The 13,636-nt window shown below is 73.2% G+C and carries 15 protein-coding genes; 6 read left to right on the forward strand and 9 right to left on the reverse strand.

Translation table 11 applies throughout. The annotated features are described in order from the left end of the window. Window positions 1-591, forward strand: a 591-nt coding sequence (locus tag ABZ321_RS26025) for an FtsX-like permease family protein (RefSeq protein ID WP_354895604.1), incomplete at its 5' end; no start/stop codon positions are given. Between the two features lies 1 nt (window position 592). Here ABZ321_RS26025 and ABZ321_RS26030 read toward each other — a convergent pair. Next, window positions 593-1,063, reverse strand: coding sequence for a cupin domain-containing protein (locus ABZ321_RS26030; protein WP_354895607.1), 471 nt, complete (start codon window positions 1,061-1,063; stop codon window positions 593-595). A gap of 68 nt (window positions 1,064-1,131) precedes the next feature. On the opposite strand from ABZ321_RS26030, the gene ABZ321_RS26035 reads away from it, so the two are divergent. Together ABZ321_RS26035 and ABZ321_RS26040 are read left to right on the forward strand one after the other, a co-directional pair. Then, window positions 1,132-1,899 carry a maleylpyruvate isomerase family mycothiol-dependent enzyme gene (locus tag ABZ321_RS26035; RefSeq protein ID WP_354895610.1) on the forward strand — a complete coding sequence of 256 codons (768 nt, stop codon included), beginning with the start codon at window positions 1,132-1,134 and terminating at the stop codon, window positions 1,897-1,899. Window positions 1,900-1,908: 9 nt separating this feature from the next. Further along, a complete protein-coding gene (locus tag ABZ321_RS26040) occupies window positions 1,909-2,661 on the forward strand; it encodes an aminoglycoside phosphotransferase family protein (protein ID WP_354895613.1) in 753 nt (250 codons plus the stop codon). Here ABZ321_RS26040 and eda read toward each other — a convergent pair whose 3' ends face one another. The 8 genes from eda to ABZ321_RS26080 form a co-directional block, all read right to left on the reverse strand. Continuing rightward, window positions 2,662-3,285: a bifunctional 4-hydroxy-2-oxoglutarate aldolase/2-dehydro-3-deoxy-phosphogluconate aldolase gene (eda, locus tag ABZ321_RS26045; RefSeq protein ID WP_354895616.1), complete on the reverse strand. Its 624-nt coding sequence runs from the start codon at window positions 3,283-3,285 to the stop codon at window positions 2,662-2,664. Then, window positions 3,282-4,595 carry an FGGY family carbohydrate kinase gene (locus ABZ321_RS26050; RefSeq protein WP_354895619.1) on the reverse strand — a complete coding sequence of 438 codons (1,314 nt, stop codon included), beginning with the start codon at window positions 4,593-4,595 and terminating at the stop codon, window positions 3,282-3,284. The genes eda and ABZ321_RS26050 overlap by 4 nt, the downstream gene beginning before the upstream one ends. Further along, window positions 4,592-5,551 (reverse strand): hexose kinase, encoded by a 960-nt coding sequence (locus tag ABZ321_RS26055; RefSeq protein ID WP_344505418.1) that lies wholly within the window; start codon window positions 5,549-5,551, stop codon window positions 4,592-4,594. Before ABZ321_RS26055 ends, ABZ321_RS26050 begins: the two co-directional genes overlap by 4 nt. Continuing rightward, on the reverse strand, window positions 5,551-6,537 hold the full coding sequence (locus ABZ321_RS26060; protein ID WP_354895622.1) for a sugar phosphate isomerase/epimerase family protein: 987 nt from the start codon (window positions 6,535-6,537) through the stop codon (window positions 5,551-5,553). The genes ABZ321_RS26055 and ABZ321_RS26060 overlap by 1 nt, the downstream gene beginning before the upstream one ends. A gap of 30 nt (window positions 6,538-6,567) precedes the next feature. Next, the gene (locus ABZ321_RS26065) at window positions 6,568-7,608 is read right to left on the reverse strand and encodes an ABC transporter permease (RefSeq protein ID WP_344505420.1); all 1,041 of its coding nucleotides are present in this window, start codon (window positions 7,606-7,608) and stop codon (window positions 6,568-6,570) included. A 2-nt stretch (window positions 7,609-7,610) separates the two neighbouring features. After that, a complete protein-coding gene (locus tag ABZ321_RS26070; protein WP_354895627.1) occupies window positions 7,611-9,152 on the reverse strand; it encodes a sugar ABC transporter ATP-binding protein in 1,542 nt (513 codons plus the stop codon). A gap of 28 nt (window positions 9,153-9,180) precedes the next feature. Next, window positions 9,181-10,248, reverse strand: coding sequence for a sugar ABC transporter substrate-binding protein (locus ABZ321_RS26075; RefSeq protein ID WP_344505422.1), 1,068 nt, complete (start codon window positions 10,246-10,248; stop codon window positions 9,181-9,183). Between the two features lie 75 nt (window positions 10,249-10,323). Further along, window positions 10,324-11,091, reverse strand: a complete 768-nt coding sequence (locus ABZ321_RS26080; RefSeq protein ID WP_344505423.1) for a DeoR/GlpR family DNA-binding transcription regulator — start codon at window positions 11,089-11,091, stop codon at window positions 10,324-10,326. Between the two features lie 342 nt (window positions 11,092-11,433). Here ABZ321_RS26080 and ABZ321_RS26085 point away from each other — a divergent pair, with 342 nt between their 5' ends. Genes ABZ321_RS26085 through ABZ321_RS26095 form a run of 3 tightly spaced genes read left to right on the forward strand, consistent with a single transcriptional unit; the run spans window position 11,434 to window position 13,635 of the window. After that, window positions 11,434-12,015, forward strand: a complete 582-nt coding sequence (locus ABZ321_RS26085) for a glucose-6-phosphate isomerase family protein (RefSeq protein WP_344505424.1) — start codon at window positions 11,434-11,436, stop codon at window positions 12,013-12,015. Beyond that, a complete protein-coding gene (gene deoC, locus ABZ321_RS26090) occupies window positions 12,002-12,685 on the forward strand; it encodes a deoxyribose-phosphate aldolase (RefSeq protein ID WP_354895632.1) in 684 nt (227 codons plus the stop codon). Before ABZ321_RS26085 ends, deoC begins: the two co-directional genes overlap by 14 nt. After that, the gene (locus tag ABZ321_RS26095) at window positions 12,685-13,635 is read left to right on the forward strand and encodes a hypothetical protein (protein WP_344505427.1); all 951 of its coding nucleotides are present in this window, start codon (window positions 12,685-12,687) and stop codon (window positions 13,633-13,635) included. Before deoC ends, ABZ321_RS26095 begins: the two co-directional genes overlap by 1 nt. The last annotated feature ends 1 nt before the right edge of the window (window position 13,636 follow it).

Consider the following 13,636-nt stretch of genomic DNA (forward strand, 5'->3'; position numbering starts at 1 on the left):
GTGCGGCCCGCGGTCGCGTCGGCCCGCCGCCGCCGGGCCCCGCAGCGCATCGCCGGCCTCGCCCTCGGCAACGTCCTGCGCACTCCCGGCCGCACCGCCGTCGGCGCGGCCAGCCTGGCGATCGGCGTGGCCTCGCTGACCCTCCTCGTCATCATCAATCTGACGTTCCGCGGCAGCGTCTCCGGTACGGTCCTGGGCGACGCGATCACCGTTCAGGTGCAGGCCACCGACTACATCGCGGCGGCACTCACCACCCTGCTCGGCGCCGCCACGGTCGCCGACGTCCTCTACGTCAACATCCGCGAACGGGCCGCCGAGTTCGCCCTGCTGGGCGCGGTGGGCTGGACCGACGCGTGGACCGCCCGCCTCGCCGGATACGAGGCGCTGGCCCTCGGCGTCCTGGGCGCGACCACCGGCACCGGCATCGCGCTCGGCACCGCCGCCCTGCTCAGCTCCGGGCTCACCGGCACCTCGTTCGCGGTCGCCGCCGCCGCGGCCCTCGCCGGCACGCTGCTGGCCGTCGCCGCCGCGATCCTGCCGGTGCGGTCCCTGCGCGGCCTGCCGAAGGCGAGGCTGCTCGCCGAGGAGTAGCTCAGGCGGTCCGGTGCGGGGTGGTGTTGAAGCGGCCGCGGAACTCGTTGAGCATCTCGTCGTCGACCTCCGCACCACTGGCGACCGCCGCGTGCACCTGCCGGAAGTAGTCCTCGTACCCGGCCGGCGTGTACAGGCACAGCCCCCGCGCGGGCGCGTCGCCGGCGTTGCGGAACCCGTGCGGCGCCCCGCGCAGCGCGGCCAGCAGGCTCCCCGGCCCGGCCGTGACCTCGCCGCTGCCGTCGTGCAGCGTGAGCTTCCCGTCCAGCACATAGAAGAACTCGTCATGCGCGTGATGGACGTGCGGCCGCGCGCCGACCGTGCCCGGCCCGAGCGTGAACTCCTCGAACCCGAACCGCCCACCGGTCTGCGCCGACGTCAGGCGGAACAGGTGCTCCACCCCCGCCACGTCGATCAGCTCGCCCTCACCCGGCGGCACCAGCAACGCCCGCATCGACACATCCCCGTCCATGATCACAGTCTGCCTGCCGCGCCCGAAACTCGCTGTCCGTCCCCTTCGCCCGGTGGTACACAACCCGGGTGGAGTTTCCTGAGCTGCTCCGGCTGATCGACGAACGGTCCACCGCCTTCAGCGCCGTGGTCGCCGCCGCGCCCGCACTCGACGCGCAGGTGCCGACCTGTCCCGGGTGGACGCTGCTCGACCTGGCACACCACCTGGGCGACGGCCGCCGCAAGTGGGCGTCGATCGTCGCCGCCGGCCCCGCGTCCGCTCCCCCGCCGCCGCCCGTCCCGGCGGAACCCGCGCCGCAGGACCACTCGGCCCTGCTGCCCTGGCTGGCCGCCTCGACACGGCAGCTGCTGGACGCGCTGCGGTCCGCCGGCCCCGACCGCGGCTGCTGGACCTGGTGGGCGGACTCGGAGTCCCCGCAGACCAGTGGCGCCGTGGCCCGCCACCAGCTCCAGGAGGTCGCCGTGCACACGTACGACGCCCAGCTCACCACCGGCGCCCCACAACCTCTCCCGACCGCCATCGCCCTCGACGGCGTCGACGAGTTCCTCGCCACCTGCTGCGCCGGCGCCTACCACTGGCCGCACACCCCCGCCACCCTCGACTACCACGCCACCGAGGGCCGCTCCTGGCGCCTGTCCCTCACCGCCGACGCCGTCCGCCTCACCCGCTCCCCGGCCCCGACCCCGGCCGACGCCGCCCTGCACGCCACCGCCAGCGACCTGGTCCTCACCTTGTACGGCCGCATCCCCTTCGACTCCCTGCCCCTCACCGGCGACCGCCGCCACTTCGACCTGCTCGTCGCCTGGGACCCCGACGAGGAGCCCCTGACGGCATAGATTCGACGGGTGTCGCAGACGCACCATCTTCACGTCGACGGGGGCCGACTGATCAAGCGGTACGTCTCGTGGTCGCGCGGGGAACACCGCCGGGAGTGGGCCGTGCTGCACCGGGTGCACGCCCGACGCCCCGACCTCGTGCCCGAGCCGCTCGAAGCCGACCTGGACGCCGACCCACCCGCCGTCACCATGGGCCTGCTGCCCGGCACTCCACTGACCGACGACCTGGACGCCGGTCAGCAGGCCGCGTTCGCCCGATCGCTACGCCGGTTGTGGTCGGTGCCGTGCGCCGATCTCCCCGCACGGCGGGATCACCCCGCCGAGCTCCACGCGCTGATGACGCGGCGCCTGGCCGGCCTGGACCTGCCGGGCCCGGCGGGCGAGGCCGCCCACGCCGCCCGGTCCTTCCTGGCCGGCCTTCGCCTCGCCCCCGCAGGCACCACCGTGCTGGGCCACGCCGACCCGAACCTCGCCAACTACCTGTGGGACGGGCAGCGCATCCGGATCGTCGACTTCGAGGACGCCGGCCGGTCCGACCCCGAGTTCGAACTGGCCGACCTGGTCGAACACCTCGCGGCCCGGCGCGCCGACTGGACGGCGTTCCTCACCACGTTCGACCTCGACGGCGACCGCTTGCTCGACGCCCGTCGGCTCTACGCCGTCTTCTGGCTGCACATGCTCCGCCCCGGCGGCCCCGCCGAACACCGCAACCCACCCGGCACCCTTGAGCAGCAGGCCGAACGGCTCCTCAACCTGCTCTGATCAGGCCGCGGCGGCCACGGCCTCGGCGGTGAGGGCGGTCACCGTGGCGAAGTCGCCGGCGGCGATGGATGCGCGGGGCACCATCCAGCTGCCGCCGACGGCCAGGACCGAGGGCACGGCGAGGTAGTCCCGCACGTTCGACGCGTCGATCCCGCCCGTCGGCACGAAGCGGACCTGGGCGAACGGGGCGGCGAGCGCGGCCACCGCGCGGGCGCCGCCGGACGTGCCGGCGGGGAAGAACTTCAGCACGTCGACGCCCAGCTCCAGCGCCGCCATGATCTCGGTCGCCGTGGTGGCGCCGGGCAGGGCGGGCACGTTGTGGAAACGGCACCGGGACACGACCGCGGCGCTGAGGCCCGGGGAGACGACGAACGTGGCGCCCGCCGCCACGGCCGCGTCGACCTGGGCCGGGGTGGTGACCGTGCCGGCGCCGACCGTGACGCCGCCGTGCCTGGCCATCCGGGCGATCGCCGCGGCGGCCGCGTCCGTGCGGAACGTGACCTCGGCGATCGGCAGGCCGCCGGCCACCAGGGCGTCGGCCAGGGGTTCCGCGGCGGCCGGGTCGTCCAGCACGACCACGGGGACGATCCGGTTGCCGCCGACGACATCGACAATGCTGCTCATGAGGCGGGGTCCTTCGCGAGGATTCGGGTGGGAACGTCTGCCGCGCCGGTGACGCCGAGCCGGGCCAGGGCGGCCACGCCGAGGACGGTGGCCTCCGGCTCGGCGACGAAGCGCAGCCGGCGCGCGGTGGCGTCCTGGCGCAGCCGGCGCCAGGGAGCCCAGCCGGCGGCGACGCCCGCGACGGTCACGTCCGCGATACGGGTGCCGCCGAGTGCGCCGAGACGGGTGGTGGTGGCGTCGGCCTCGACGGCCAGGCCCTTGAGGAGACTGGCCATGGCCTGGGCCCGGGTGACGTCCATGGGCAGGGCGGCCGGGCGCACCGTGCGCGCGTCCGAGTCGATGCCGGCCGGACCGACGGTGTCCAGGGCCGCGTCGACCTCGGACCACATGACGTCGTCGGGCTGCTCGGCGTACAGCATCCGCCGCCACGACTGGTAGAACCGGCCGGACGGGGTGGCGCGGTGCAGGTACCGCAGCCCGCCCGCCACGAACACGCCCACGTCGATCCCGGCGTCGACCCGCTCGGGCAGGGCGTCGACGAGCAGCACCTGCGCCTCCGACGTGCCCGCCGAGACGTAGACGTCGCCGGGCTTGCGCACGCCGGAGCCGAAGGCCCCGCACATGTGGTCGTGGCCGCCGGTGACGACGGCGACGCCCCGGGGCAGGACCCCGGCGCCGGAGGTGTGCCCGACGACCGTGGCGCTGCTGGTGAGGGCGGGCAGGCGCAAGGCACTCAGGCCGAGGGAGGGCAGGGCCGCCTCGTCCAGGGTGCCGGCCCGCACGTCGAGCAGGCCGGTGCGGGAGGCGTGCGAGACGTTGAGGAACACCGGCGCGGACGGGTCGGCCAGCAGGTCCCGGGCGACGAAGTCGGCGAGGGAGGTGAACGTGCGGGCGCCGCCGAGCAGGCCGGCGCGGTCCAGCCAGAGCAGCTTGAAGACGGAGAACGTGTCGTCGACGCCCGCCCAGGCCTCGCCCGCGTGCGGCTTGGCCTCGCGGCCGTGGCCGGCGAACCAGGCCGGCACCGGGGCGGTGACCTCGCCGCCGGCGCCGAGCATCACGACCTCCTCGCCGACGGAGCCGACGCCGATGCCGGCGACGGCCTGCGGGCGGACGGCCGGGTCGTCCAGCAGCTGCCGCAGCAGCCCGGCCACCGCCGCGGTGAGCCGGGCGGCGTCGCGCCGCCCGCCCCACGCGTCGTCGCTGACCTCGGTCGGCGCCGAGTACAGCGCGATGAGCCGTCCGGCCTCGACGTCGTAACAGCCGACCTTCGTCCGGGTGGTGCCGATGTCGACACCGAGGAACAAGCTCATTTGGAGACCGTCACGCGCTCGCGGAGGGTGGCGACCAGGTCCGGGTCGACGTCCGGGGCGAGCGAGGCCGCGTTGGCCGCGCCCATCGCCGCCGCCAGGGTCAGGGCCGCTTCCGGCGTCTCGCCGCGGCCGAGTGCCACCGCGAGCCCGGCCAGGAACGAGTCCCCGGAGCCGGTGGCGTTGACCGTGTCGACCGCCGGGCTGTCCGCGGTGAGCTGCTCGCCGGGGCCGACCCAGACCGCGCCGCCTGCGCCGCTGGTGACCACGAGGGTGGCGCTGGTCGCGGCGTGCAGCTCGCGCGCGGCGGCGAGCAGGTCGGCCGGGTCGGACAGCTCGCGGCCCAGGATGCCGGCCAGCTCGTGGGCGTTGGGCTTGATCACCAGCCGGCCGCCACGCGTCCCGTGGGTGCCGGCGTCGTCGATGACCCGGGCGAGGGCGTCGCCGTGGGCGTCGACGAGGGCGGTCGCTCCGTGGCTCAGGGCCACGCGGGCGACGACGGCGTGCAGGTCGGGCGCGCACCCGGGCGGCAGGCTGCCCGTGGAGACGACCACGTCGCCCGGCCGGACCGCGGCGGCCAGGCCCGCGGCGAGCTGCTCCTGCTCGCCGCGGGTGACCTGGGGACCGCGCTCGTTGAGCACCGTCGAGCGCCCGGTGGCCCGCTCGATGACGACCGGCGTCACCCGGGTGTCGCCGGCGATCTCGATGTGCCGGTCGGCGACGCCCATCTCCTCGCAGCCGCGGCGGATGACCTGGCCGACGAAGCCGCCGACGAAGCCGTGGGCGGCGACCGTGGCGCCGAGGCGCCGGGCGCCCCGGCACACGATCATGCCCTTGCCGCCGGGGAGGCTCTGCACGTCCACGACCCGGTTGACCTCGAACGGCGCGAAGTGCTCGACGACCTGCAGCCGGTCGAGGGCCGGGTTGGGGCAGACCACGTGCAGGGTGAAGCCTGTCACTATTCGCCGTCGATCTGGTACAGCGCGAACAGTTCCTCGTCGGAGGCCGCGAGGACCTCCTGCTCCCGCTCGCGGAACGTCTGCGCGGTGACCCGGACGAGCTCGTCGAGCCTGTCGGCCTGCGGCGGCAGGTTCATCGCCGCGTACGGGTTGCCGCCGGCGCCGAGCGGCTCGGCCGAGCAGTAGTTGTCGCCGCGCTGGTAGCCGATCGCGTACAACGCCATGATGATGACGTCGAGGTCGAGCAGGCCGTGGCCGAGGGCGCGCCGGTTGGTGTCGGCCAGGTGCAGGTTGAGCATCCGGTGGCCGTGGTCGAGCAGCGTGGCGCCGATGTGCAGCTCGCCGCTGAGCATGTGGTAAGTGTCGCCGTTGATGTGCGAGATCGCCGGGTGGTCGACGAGGTCGAGCAGCCGCAGCGCCTGCTCGAAGGTGTGCACGACGCTCGTCTCCTCGGGCCGGATCGGCTCGACGGCGCCGCGGATGCCGGCCCGGGCGAAGTCGTCGGCGACGTGGCGCATGGTGCTCGCCGAGCGCTCCATCTCGTAGGAGTCGAACGCGGCCGGGCGCCCGACCGAGCCCGCGCCGAAGAGCAGGTACGTCCCGCCGACGGCCTGGGTGAAGGCGGCCTGCCGGCGGAAGTACTCCACGGCCCGGGCGCGCACGTGCGGCTTGTTGTGCGCGAACTCCTGGTCGGGGGTGACCATGCCGCAGATGCCCGAGACGGTGATGCCGTGGTCGCCGAGGGTCTTGAGGGTGGCGTCGGGCTTGTAGCCGAAGTCGTCGGAGTACAGGTTGCCGTGCAGCTCGATGTACTGCACGCCGTACTTCGCCAGCCGCTGCGCCGACACGCCGAGCTCCTCGGTGCCGAAGCCCCAGTTGCTCCAGCCGAACTTCAGGCGCGGCTCGTCGGCGGTGTGGGAGCGGCGTGCCTCGACGAACGCCTTGACGACCCGCTGGTCGTGGACACGGAAGGGTTGGGGCTTCATGTCAGGGTCCTTTCGGAGAACGGAGCCGGCTCAGCGGCCGGACAGGAAGCGCTGGCGCAGCGCGGCCGGGCTCAGGTGGCGCAGGTTGCCCTGCCGGCCCTGGTCGAACAGCGCGGCCAGGACGATGACCAGGCCGATGCTGAGCTGCTGCAGGAACGGGGAGAGGGCGAGCAGGATGAACGCGTTGCGCAGGACGCCGAGCAGGCAGGCGCCGAGGAACGCGCCGATGATGGAGCCGCGGCCGCCGGAGAGGCTGGCCCCACCGATGACCGCGGCGGCGATGACGTCGAGCTCGTAGCCCGTGCCGGCCTGCGCCTCGGCGACGCCGACCTGGGTGGAGAAGATGATGCCGGCCAGGCCCGCGAGCAGGCCGATGAGCACGAACGTGAGGATGCGGGTGCGCCCGACCGGGATGCCGCCGGTGCGGGCGGCGGCGTCGTTGTCGCCGATCGCCGTGACCCGCAGGCCGAAGACGGTGCGGGTGAGCAGCAGCTGGCCGAGGAGGACCAGCACGATGAAGATGATGACGCTGACCGGGACGCCGCCGAACACCCGGCCCTGCCCGATGAATGACAGCTCGGAGGGCATCGACTGGGGCAGGCCGCCGGTGACGAGCTGGGTGAGGCCGCGGGCGATGGACAGCATGCCGAGGGTCACGATGAACGAGCTGACCCGGCCGATGACCACGACGGTGCCGACGAGCAGGCCGCAGACGCCGCCGACCGCGATGCCGGCGAGCATGGCGATCCACGGGTTGGCGCCGCTGCCGTAGACGGAGCCGGCGGTGACCGCGGACAGCGCCAGCACGGAGCCGACCGACAGGTCGATCTCCTTGGCGATGAGCACGAACGTCTGGCCGACGGCGATGACACCGACCACGACGACGGTCTGCAGGACGTTGTAGAGGTTGTCCGTGCGCAGGAAGTTGCTGTTGAGAAGGCTGACGACGAAGCCCAGCAGGATGATCACGCCGAGCAGGCCGGTCTCCTGCCGCTTGAAGACCGCGCGCGCGACGTCCTTCGCGGAGCGGCTGCGCGGCGGGGCCGGTGCGGTGACGGTGGGGGCAGACATGCTCATCCTTCGGTCGATCCCATGGCGGCGGCCACGATGGGCTGCGGTCCTGCGGTGTTGGGGGCGTCGAGGGTCAGCCGGCCCTGGCGGACCACCACGACGCGGTCGGCCAGCTCCACGACCTCCTCGAGCTCGGAGGAGATGAACCACACGGCGAGGCCCTCGGTGTGGGCCAGCTCGCGCAGGGTCGCGTAGATCTCGGCCTTCGTGCCGACGTCCACGCCGCGGGTCGGCTCGTCGAGGATCAGCACCCGCGGCTTGGCGGCCAGGGCGCGGGCCAGCAGCACCTTCTGCTGGTTGCCGCCGGACAGCGAGGTGATCGGCGCCTCGGTGGAGGCGGTCTTCACCCCGAAGCGGCGGGTGAGCTCGCGCGCCGCGGCGTTGGTGCGCCGGGCCGACACGAAGCCGAACGGCCCGAGCGTGGACAGGATGCGGACGGTGAGGTTGTAGCCGACCGTCTGGGCGTGGAAGACCTCGGTCCGCCGCTCTTCGGCGACGTAGGCGATGCCGAGCTTCTGGGCCCGCCCGGGGCCGGAGATGCGGGCCGGGCGGCCGCCGACCAGGACCCGGCCGCCGCTGATGCGCCGCGCGCCGATGACCGCCTCGGCGATCTCGGTGCGCCCGGCGCCGACCAGACCGGACATGCCGAGGATCTCGCCGCGGCGCAGCGCGAAGCTCACGTCGGCGAAGCCCTCGCCCGAGAGGTTGGCGAGCTCAAGCGCGACCTCGGCGTCCCGGGCGTGCGCGACGGCGTCGCGGCGCTCCGCGACGGTCTCCGCGACCACGGCCCGCTTGCGCTCGCCGGCCATGAGCGCCACGGCCCGCTGCTCGTTGATCTCGGTCGGGTCGCCGGCCGCGACGAACGTGCCGTCACGCAGCACGATGACGTGGTCGACGATCGAGAACACCTCGGCGAGGCGGTGGCTGACCAGCACCACCGCCACACCGTCGGCGCGTAGCCGCCGCACGACGCTGAACAGCCGCTCCGACTCCTCGTGGGTGAGGCTGGAGTTGGGCTCGTCGAGGAACAGCACCTTGGGCTGGCGGGACAGGGCCCGCACGATGTCCACCATCTGCCGCGACGCGGCCGACAGCTCGCGGCACAGCGTCGCGGGGTCCGGCAGGTAGTCGGTCATGCCCAGGTCGCGCAGCAGCTCGCGGGCCCGGGCGACGTTCTCGCCCCGGCGGGCGGCCGCGTAGGCGGGCCGCTCGCCGAGGTCGTAGAGGAACAGGTTGTCGGCGATGGTGAGCTCGCTGATGAGCAGCGGCTCCTGGTGCACGACGACGACGCCGGCTGCGATCGCCTCGAGCGGCGAGCCGAAGCTCACCTCCTGCCCGGCGAGGGTGAGCCGCCCGCGATCGGGGCGCATCTCGCCGGAGCAGAGCCGGATGAGGGTGGACTTGCCTGCGCCGTTCTCGCCGAGCAGCCCGGTGACCTGCCCGGCCGGGAAGGCCAGCGACACGTCGCGCACGGCCCGGACGGCACCGAACGATTTCGCCAGGCCGGCGACTTCGAGGGCCGCCGGCTTCTCAGTGGTCGTCATGCTTGCCACAACCTTCAGGTGCTGCCGGTCAGGAAGCGCCCGGCGTGCCCAGCGGCACGGAGGACGGGTCGTGCTGGGCCAGGTTGTCCTTGGTCACGAACGGGGCCTCGGCCTCCTGGCTGACCTGGTCCGGGTTCTTGCCGGTGACGGCGGCGTTGTACAGCTGGATGGCGACGTTGTAGCCCTGGCCGAACGCGTCCTGGCCGATCACGCCGTACATCGAGCCGTTCTTGATCGCGTCGATGTTCTCGGTGGTGATGTCGAAGCCGATGACCTTGACCGTGTCCTGCTTCTTGGCGGCGGCGACGGCCTGCGCGGCGCCGAACGGGCCGCCGGCGGTGGCGTAGATGCCGACCAGGTCCGAGTTGGACTGCAGGTAGTTCTGCGCGGCCGTGAAGGTGTTGGAGGCGGAGTCCTTGGCCTCCACGCCCTGCCCGACGAGGGTCAGGCTGGAGCCCTGCAGGCCGTCGACGAAGCCCTTGCGGCGCTGCTCGGAGCCCGGGGCGGTGAACTGGCTGACGATGATGCCGACCTTGCCGGCCTTGCCGCCGGTCGCCTTGATCATCTCCTTGGCCGCGGTCTGGCCGGCCTTGTACTGCTCCTGCGCGTAGTTGACCGTGCCGCCCGAGGAGCCGACGCAGTCGAACAGCGTGTTGTACGCGCCGAGCTTGTTGCCCTTGGCCGACAGCGTCTTGATGTCGGCGCAGTTGCCCTCGCCGGCGATGAAGAAGCCGATGCCCTTGTACCCCTGCGCGTCGGCGCCCTTGATCGCGCTCGACACCGTCTGCACGTCGATGTTGTCGCCGGCGACGATCCAGTCGACCTTGCCGTTGCGGGAGGCGAGCACCCGGTTGGCGTAGTCCGCTCCCGACTTCACCGACACCCAGTACGGGTTGTTCGCGAAGCCGATCATCGCCACCTTGACCTGGCTGCTGGGCTTCTGGTCGGTCGGCGCGGGCCGGCCGCTGATGACGTCGGACGGGCCGGAGGCGGCCTTGCTGTCATCGCCACCACCGCAGGCGGCGGCGAGCATCGCGACGGCCACCAGCACGGCGGTGCCGCGCGTGACCGACCGGATCCCGGTGCGTAGGTTCATCTGTCCTCCAAGGGGGTGTGTGCGCCCATGCGGCCGTGCGGGGCCTTGGGATGCGGTGTTTCGGGGGGTCGTGGTTCAGCCGCCGGCGAGGCGGACCTCGGTGCCCAGGGCCCGGATCTCCTCGACGACGGTGGGACTGAGGCCGCTGTCGGTCACGACGAGGTCGATGTCCTCGATCGAGCCGTAGCGGCAGGCGGCCTGGAGGCCGAACTTGCTGTTGTCGGTGAGCAGCACCGACTTCTGCGCGGAGGCGAGGATGGCCGCCTTGACGGCCGCCTCGGCCGGATCGGGCGTGGAGAGGCCCCACGCCAGGTCGATCGCGTTGGCGCCGACGAACGCGACGTCGAAGCGCAGCCCGGCCAGGCGTTCCAGGGCCCAGGTGTCGACCTCGGCGTAGCTTGCCGGGCGCACCCGGCCGCCGATCGTCATCACCGTGGAGTGACCCAGGTCGGTCAGGGCGAGGGCGATCTGCAGGGCGTTGGTAACGATGAGCAGGTCGCCGCGGTCCGGCAGGAGTGCGGCGAGGTGGCCCGTCGTGGAGCCGGCCTCGATGAAGATGGCGCCGAAGGGCGGGATCTCCTCGGCCGCGGCCCGGGCGATGGCGATCTTCTCATCGCGCCGCTCGGCGATCCGGTTGGAGACGCGTCCCTCGGCGGCGAGCGTCGCGCGGGCCACGGCGCCGCCGTGCACCCGCTGCAGGTCGCCCGCGGCCTCCAGCGCTGACAGGTCGCGGCGGATGGTCTCGGCGTTGACCGAGAAGCGGCTCGACAGCTCGGCTGCCTGCACGCGCCCGCTGCTGCGGACGATCTCGGTGATCTCGCGCCGGCGCTCGGCCGCCTGCATCGCGCCACCTCCCTTCCCTGCCGTCCGCACGGAGTGCCCTGTGGATTTCCGTGTGGGGGTTGTGGGTGAACCCACATCACTTGTGGAGCCACACTACATCCGGTCCGGAAGTTGTCAACGCAAGATTTTGTGATCGTTACGTACGCGTGTCAGCTCCGCCCGAATTTGTGTGCGCTTATGTCCGGTTACATGGGCTTTTAGCCAGGTAGCCGGTCGCAATATCGTGGAACTTCACTACATTCGAGGTGGCTTTTTGTAGTGGATTCAACTTCCACGTGACACGGTCTTGTAAGTTTGCTACAAACTGAAGCCAGCAAGCACCACGTACGACGGAGGAGCACGGTGAGCGAAGTGCGCAGCGGCCCCGAACTGGTCGTCACGCCGGACGGGCTGACGAACCGCACGGGCCGGTACGAGAAGAGGCTGGCCGACCTCGACGGCCTCTTTGCCGACGCCGGGGCGTTCGCCGCCCGCCTGGCCCAGGAGGCCGACCGGGTCATCTACCACGTCGACGAGTTCCGCCCGTCCGAGGCGGCCGGCGACCTCATCACCGGCATCTCCACGCTCTCGCCGGGCAAGGTCGGCGACGAGTTCCACATGACCCGCGGGCACATCCACGCCCAGCACGACCGGACCGAGATCTACCACTGCCTGGCCGGGCACGGCCTCATGCTGATGGAGACGCTCGACGGGCAGACCGTCGTCACCGAGCTGCGGCCGGGCGTCATCGCCTACGTCCCGCCGGTGCACATCCACCGCAGCGTCAACGTCGGCGACACCGACCTGGTCACCGTCTTCTGCTACCCGGCCGACGCCGGGCAGGACTACGGCATCATCGCCCGCGCCGGCGGCATGCGGCACCTGGCCGTCGACGACGCCGGGGAATGGCGCCTGAAGGAGAACCCCAACTATGTCGCCCGATGAGCTGACCGGCCGCGCCCTGGCCCGCATGGTCGACATCAGCGCGGTCCAGGCCCAGCACGGCCGCGCCGACGTCGAGGCCCTTGCCCGGCACGCCCTCGAGGGCGACTTCGTGGCCGCGCACGTGCTGCCGTCCTGGCTGCCGGTGCTGCGCCCGCTGGTGGCCGGGTCCACCACCAACGCCGGCTCGCCGGTCGGGTTCCCCTCCGGCGGCTCGGCCACCCCGATCAAGGTCGCCGAGGCAGGGTGGCTCATCGAGGCCGGCGTACAGGAGATGGACGTCGTCATGAACATCGGCCTGGTGCGCTCGGGCGAGCTCGCCGCGGCCGGCCGGGACGTGGCGGCGGTGCTGTCGGCGGTCGGCGGCGCGGTGCCCGTGAAGGTGATCCTGGAGGTCGGGCTGCTCGACGAGGGGCAGCTCCGCGACGCCGCCCGCGCCGCCCTGGACGCCGGGGCCACCTCGCTCAAGACCGGCACCGGCTGGCAGGGCGTGGCCACCACCCCGCGGCACGTCGAGATCATGCGCGCGGCCGCCGGCCCCGGGCCCGAGATCAAGGCCTCCGGCGGCGTCCGCTCGCTGGAGCAGATCCGCGCGCTGATCGCCGCCGGCGCCACCCGCTTCGGCATCAACACCGCCGTCGCCGTGCGGCTCGTCGCCGAGGCCGGCGCCTGATGCCCACCGTCCTCACCCCCGCCACCCTGGTCCCTGCCACCGCGCCGACCATGTACTTCGTCGGCGTCACCACCGGCTCCTCCGCCATCCACCGCGTCTTCGCCGCCTGGCGCCCCCTGCTCGGCCTCGACGGCGTCGACCTGACCGGCATCGACATCCCCGTCGGTGCGCCCGCCGCCGACTACCGCGCGGTCGTGGCCCACCTGCGCGACGATCCCCTCTCCCGCGGCGCCCTGGTCACCACCCACAAGCTCGACCTCTACGCCGCCACCCAGGACCAGCTGCGCGGCGTCAACGGCGACGCCGCGCGGCTGCACGAAGTCAGCGCCCTCGTCGCCGGCGACGGCCGCATCGACGGACTGGCGCTGGACACCATCACCAGCGAGCTGTCACTGCACGCGATCGTGCCCGCCCTCGCCGGGCGCGACGTGCTCGTCATGGGCGCGGGCGGCGCCGCCCTCGCGCTGTGCGACTACTTCGCCCACCGGTCCGGCCCCGACGCCCCCGCGAGCGTCGTCGTCACCGACATCGCCGAGGAGCGCCTGACCGCCATCGTCAAGGCGACCGCCGGGGGCGACCCGGGCATCGCCTGGCAGTCCCGCCTGCTGGCCCGCGGCGACAACCACGACGCGCTGCTGGCCGAGCTGGCCCCCGGCGCGCTCGTGGTCAACGCGACCGGGATGGGCAAGGACCGGCCCGGCTCGCCGCTCACCGACGCGGCCGTCTTCCCGCGCGGCGGGGCGGTCTGGGAGTTCAACTACCGCGGCGAGCTGGGCTTCCTGCGCCAGGCCCGGGCCCGCGCCGCCGCCGACGCGCTCACCGTCGAGGACGGGTGGCGGTACTTCGTGCACGGCTGGACCCGCGCCATCGACGCCGTCTTCGACCTCGGCCTGCCGACGGAGGGCGCCGGCTTCGACCGGCTCTACGCCGCGGCGCAGGAGGTCCGGTGAC

Source organism: Dactylosporangium sp. NPDC006015, from assembly GCF_040614215.1.
In the GTDB taxonomy this organism is placed as follows: domain Bacteria; phylum Actinomycetota; class Actinomycetes; order Mycobacteriales; family Micromonosporaceae; genus Dactylosporangium; species Dactylosporangium maewongense.

What these genes read in the sequence shown, in the direction of transcription:
- ABZ321_RS26030 (WP_354895607.1), bottom strand. Translation starts at nt 1,063, where the DNA reads ATGGACGGGGATGTGTCGATGCGGGCGTTGCTGGTGCCGCCGGGTGAG.
- eda (WP_354895616.1), bottom strand. Translation starts at nt 3,285, where the DNA reads ATGAGCAGCATTGTCGATGTCGTCGGCGGCAACCGGATCGTCCCCGTG.
- ABZ321_RS26050 (WP_354895619.1), bottom strand. Translation starts at nt 4,595, where the DNA reads ATGAGCTTGTTCCTCGGTGTCGACATCGGCACCACCCGGACGAAGGTC.
- ABZ321_RS26060 (WP_354895622.1), bottom strand. Translation starts at nt 6,537, where the DNA reads ATGAAGCCCCAACCCTTCCGTGTCCACGACCAGCGGGTCGTCAAGGCG.
- ABZ321_RS26065 (WP_344505420.1), bottom strand. Translation starts at nt 7,608, where the DNA reads ATGTCTGCCCCCACCGTCACCGCACCGGCCCCGCCGCGCAGCCGCTCC.
- ABZ321_RS26070 (WP_354895627.1), bottom strand. Translation starts at nt 9,152, where the DNA reads ATGACGACCACTGAGAAGCCGGCGGCCCTCGAAGTCGCCGGCCTGGCG.
- ABZ321_RS26075 (WP_344505422.1), bottom strand. Translation starts at nt 10,248, where the DNA reads ATGAACCTACGCACCGGGATCCGGTCGGTCACGCGCGGCACCGCCGTG.
- ABZ321_RS26080 (WP_344505423.1), bottom strand. Translation starts at nt 11,091, where the DNA reads ATGCAGGCGGCCGAGCGCCGGCGCGAGATCACCGAGATCGTCCGCAGC.
- deoC (WP_354895632.1), top strand. Translation starts at nt 12,002, where the DNA reads ATGTCGCCCGATGAGCTGACCGGCCGCGCCCTGGCCCGCATGGTCGAC.
- ABZ321_RS26095 (WP_344505427.1), top strand. Translation starts at nt 12,685, where the DNA reads ATGCCCACCGTCCTCACCCCCGCCACCCTGGTCCCTGCCACCGCGCCG.